Genomic DNA, 3,596 nt, shown 5'->3' with positions numbered 1-3,596 from the left:
GCGCCCTGAACGCCCGTCGCGGCGGCTTCGGCGGCGGTGCGGGCGGCGGCGCGTGGGGCACGCGCGACCGCGACCTCGAACGGTTCAGCGTCACGAAGTCGGCGGCGCCGAAGACCGAGTGGGCGAACCGGGTCACGGGCACGGTGCGCGACAACGGCGACCTCACGCTCGAGGCGGGCGACCGCATCCGCCACACCGACTTCGGCGAGGGCACCGTCCGCCAGGTGACCGGCGAGGGCACCAAGCGCATCGCGCACGTCGCCTTCGACACCGCCGGCCAGAAGAAGCTGCTCATCAAGATCGCCCCGATCGAGAAGCTGTGACCTGGCCGATCCGCGCGCAGCGCACCGTCTACGAGAACCCCTGGATCCGGGTCGTCGAGGACGACGTGATCCGGCCCGACGGCAGCGAGGGCATCTACGGCGTCGTCGAGATGCGGCACGCCGCGGTGTTCGTCGTCGCGTTGACCGACGCCGACGAGGTCCTCCTCGTCACGGTCGATCGGCACACCGTGGGTCGATCGATCGAGGTGCCCGCGGGCGGGTCGGACGGGGAGGACCCGCTCGTCGCGGCGCGGCGCGAACTCGTCGAGGAGACCGGGTTCGAGGCCGACGACTGGCGCGAGATCGGTGCGATGAGCGCGCTGAACGGCATCTGCCGCGCACCCGAGTCCGTCTGGCTCGCGACCGGCCTGAGCCCCGCTGCGGCCCGAGCGCACGGCGACCCGCACGGTCACGCGCACGGCCAGGTCGAGGAGGGCATCCACGAGGTGCGCGCGGTCCCGTGGGCCGAGGTCATGCGGATGGTCCGGGATGGTGAGATCGGCGACGGCGAGAGCGTCGCGGCGCTCATGTACGCGGCCCTCGCGCTCGGCCGCGTGGCCTGATCCGTTCCCAGCGAGCCCATAGGCATCGCATCGTCGGTCGATAGACCCCGGGCGCACCATCGGGACATGGCCTTCCTCGTCCACGACGCTCGACACCTCGAGCGGCCCACGCGCACGTTCGGCGGATCCGAACGCTCGCGTGCCGGGCGGCGGCTGTGGCGCGTCGACCTGCTGCAGGCGGCGGCCGTGGCATCCGTCGCCGTCGCGATCGCGCTGTTCCTCGCCGAGGGCGGTGCGGCGCGCTTCGGCGACCCGGGTTCGGCGCTGACCTCGCTCGGCATCATCGCCGGGCTCGCCGCGACCGACCTCGTGCTCGTCATGCTCCTGCTCGCCGCCCGGGTGCCGCTCATCGAGCGCGCGGTCGGGCACGACTCCGCGATGGCGCTGCACACTCGGCTCGGCAAGCCCGTCCTCCTCCTGCTCCTCGCCCACGGCGTGCTGCTGCTCGCGGGGTACGCGATCGCCGACGGGGTCGGCCTCGTCGCCGAGGCCGTCGCGATCTGGCTCCTCCCCGACCTGCCGCTCGCCGTCCTCGGGTTCGCGCTGTTCCTCGCGGTCGTGGCGAGCTCGCTCGTCGCCGTGCGCCGGAGGCTCCGGTACGAGGTATGGCACGTCATCCACCTGCTCGTCTACGTCGCGGTCCTCGCCGCGCTGCCGCACCAGTTCGGCGTCGGCGGCCTGTTCGTCGTCGGCACCTGGCAGTGGGCGTACTGGCTCGCGATCACGTTCGGCACGTTCGCGGCCGTGGTCGGCTGGCGGGTCGTGGCGCCGCTCGTGGCGACGTTCCGGCACGGGCTCGTCGTCGAGCGCATCGACCCCGTCGGCGACCCCGGCGACGGCGTCGTGTCGGTCACCATGCACGGCCGGCGGCTCGGCGCGCTCCGCGCGACCGGCGGGCAGTTCTTCATCTGGCGCTTCCTCGCGGCCGGCCAGTGGTGGCAGGCGCACCCGTACTCGCTGTCCGCCGCCCCCCGCGCCGACCGGCTCCGCATCACCGTGCGGGCGCTCGGCGACGGGTCGGCGAGCCTCGCCGGCATCCGCCCGGGCACCCGCGTCGCGCTCGAGGGGCCGTACGGCATCTTCAGCGAGGCATCCCGCAGCCGTCGTCGCCTGACGCTCGTCGCGGCGGGTATCGGCGTCACGCCGATCCGGTCGCTGCTCGAGTCGGCGACGTTCCGGCCGGGCGAGGCCACCGTGGTGCTCCGCACGCAGGGCCCCGCCGAGGGGTGGCTCCTCGACGAGGTCCGCGAGCTGTGCCACCGGCGCGGAGCGACGCTGATCACGGTGCCCGGAGGCCGTGGTCGTGGCTGGCTGACGCCGTCGGCCGAGCGCCAGGGGCTCGACCTCCTCGCGCTGGTGCCGGCGATCGCCGACAGCGACCTCTACGTCTGCGGCCCTCGCGGGTGGGCCGAGGGCGTCATCTCCGAGGCCCGCGCCGCGGGCCTGGCCGACGAGCAGATCCATCACGAGAGGTTCGACTGGTGAGAACACGCGCACTCCTCCTCGCGTCGGCCGCGTCGGCCGCCGCGATCATCGGCGGCTGGCAGCTCGGCGATGCCGCGACCGAGAGCCCGACCATGGCGACGGGGTCGGCGTCGGCGGGCTCGACCGGCGCCGGCGACACGTCGGGCACGTCATCGACGGATGCGACCTCCTCGGGCGCGGCGACCTCGACGGGCGCGGCCGACGGGACGTACACCGGAAGGAGCGTGCCGACCCGGTTCGGCGACGTCCAGGTCCGGGTGACGATCTCCGGGGGGTCGATCACCGACGTCACCGCGCTGCGGCTGACCGACAGCGACGGCCGATCGGTCCAGATCAGCAACCGCGCGGCGCCGATGCTCCGCACGGAGGTGCTCCAGGCGCAGTCCGCGTCGGTGTCGATGATCGGCGGCGCGACCTACACCAGTGCGGCCTACCTGCAGTCGCTGCAGTCGGCGCTCGATGCGGCGCGGTTCTGATGTCGATGACGGAGCCGGGCCGGGCGGGCGCCGGCGGCGTCGCGCTTCCGCCCGGCGTGTTCGAGGCCATGGGCACCGTCGTGAGCGTTCGCGCGGGGATCAGTGCAGCCCACGCGGATGCCGCGGCGGACGCCGTCGCGGCGGTGTTCGCGCGGTGGGAGGCGCGGTGCAGCCTGTTCGACCCCGTCTCGGAGCTCAGCCGGGTCGGCCGTGGCGAGCTCGCCCTCGTCGACGCGAGCGCCGACGTCCGCGACGCCTACGCGCTCGCACTGCACTGGCGGGACGCGACGGACGGCGCGTTCACGCCGCATCGCGGCGACGGGGTGATCGACCTGAACGGCGTGGTCAAGGCGCTCGCCGTCGAGGAGGCGGGGGAGGCGCTCGACCGTGCCGGGTTCGCGGGCTGGGCGATCGGTGCCGGCGGCGACGTGCTCGTCGCGATGACCGCGGGTGGCCGGGAACGCGGCGGACTGCCGATCGGCATCGTCGACCCCGGCGACCGCACCGCGCTGCTCGCGCGCATCGACCTCGAGCCGCCCCGCCGCCGTGCCGTCGCGACCTCCGGCAGCGCCGAGCGGGGAGACCACATCTGGACCCTGCCGGGCGCGGGGCCGTCGCCCTTCCTGCAGGTGAGCGTCGCCGCGGCCGACCTGATCACCGCCGACGTGCTCGCGACCGCGATCGTCGCCGGCGGACGGGCCGCGCTCGACGACCTCGCCGACCGACACGACGTCGACGTGCTCGCGGTG

4 protein-coding genes and 1 pseudogene are annotated in these 3,596 nt (G+C 74.5%); all 5 read left to right on the top strand.

Going from position 1 to position 3,596, the window contains the following annotated elements; all coding sequences use genetic code 11:
- Positions 1-323, top strand: a pseudogene (locus ESO86_RS13635) (ATP-dependent DNA helicase PcrA); the annotation flags it as partial.
- Positions 320-886, top strand: coding sequence for an NUDIX domain-containing protein (locus ESO86_RS13630; RefSeq protein WP_129235499.1), 567 nt, complete (start codon positions 320-322; stop codon positions 884-886). The pseudogene ESO86_RS13635 and the gene ESO86_RS13630, both read left to right, overlap by 4 nt.
- Before the next feature lie 66 nt (positions 887-952).
- The gene (locus ESO86_RS13625; protein ID WP_242492372.1) at positions 953-2,371 is read left to right on the top strand and encodes a ferredoxin reductase family protein; all 1,419 of its coding nucleotides are present in this window, start codon (positions 953-955) and stop codon (positions 2,369-2,371) included.
- On the top strand, positions 2,368-2,847 hold the full coding sequence (locus tag ESO86_RS13620; protein WP_129235498.1) for an FMN-binding protein: 480 nt from the start codon (positions 2,368-2,370) through the stop codon (positions 2,845-2,847). Before ESO86_RS13625 ends, ESO86_RS13620 begins: the two co-directional genes overlap by 4 nt.
- Positions 2,848-2,852: 5 nt before the next feature.
- A partial coding sequence (locus ESO86_RS13615; RefSeq protein WP_242492371.1) for an FAD:protein FMN transferase occupies positions 2,853-3,596 on the top strand: 744 nt, incomplete at its 3' end.

The sequence above is a fragment of the Agromyces binzhouensis genome (genome assembly GCF_004135055.1).
Taxonomy (GTDB): Bacteria; Actinomycetota; Actinomycetes; order Actinomycetales; family Microbacteriaceae; genus Agromyces; species Agromyces binzhouensis.
The sequence above is the reverse complement of the archived record's forward strand: the minus strand, read 5'-3'. Positions and strand labels throughout refer to the sequence as shown.

Bases quoted from the DNA above. Each gene is read 5' to 3' on its own strand.
- ESO86_RS13625 (WP_242492372.1), top strand. From the start codon at position 953: ATGGCCTTCCTCGTCCACGACGCTCGACACCTCGAGCGGCCCACGCGC.